1 protein-coding gene is annotated in these 463 nt (G+C 53.3%); it reads right to left on the reverse strand.

Features of this window, described 5'->3' with window-relative positions; genetic code table 11:
* Positions 1–86: 86 nt before the first annotated feature.
* On the reverse strand, positions 87–463 hold a 377-nt coding region (locus tag ACTHUR_RS20210), incomplete at its 5' end, for a methionine adenosyltransferase domain-containing protein (protein ID WP_440400587.1).

The following is a 463-nucleotide window of genomic DNA, read 5'->3' on the forward strand; positions in this document are numbered from 1 at the left end:
GTATATAGAAATTCAAGTGGCTATTGTATAAGGAAAAAGGCCGTCTGAAAACGTTTTGCTTTTCAGACGGCCTCAAATGCGGAAGTTTACACGCCTGCGGCTGCTTTCAATGCGGCTGCTTTGTCGGTGCGCTCCCAAGTAAATTCAGGCTCCTCGCGGCCGAAGTGGCCGTAGGCGGCGGATTTGCTGTAAATCGGTCGCAGCAGGTCGAGCATTTGGACGATGCCTTTAGGGCGCAGGTCGAAATGTTCGCGAACCAAGGCGATCAGTTTTTCTTCGCTGATTTTGCCGGTACCGAAAGTATCGATGGAAATCGAAGTCGGTTCGGCAACGCCGATGGCGTAGGAAACTTGGATTTGGCATTGGGTTGCCAAACCGGCGGCGACGATGTTTTTCGCAACATAGCGGCAGGCGTAAGCGGCGGAACGGTCCACTTTGGACGGGTCTTTGCCGGAGAATGCGC

This window comes from Neisseria sp. P0021.S007, assembly GCF_051956855.1.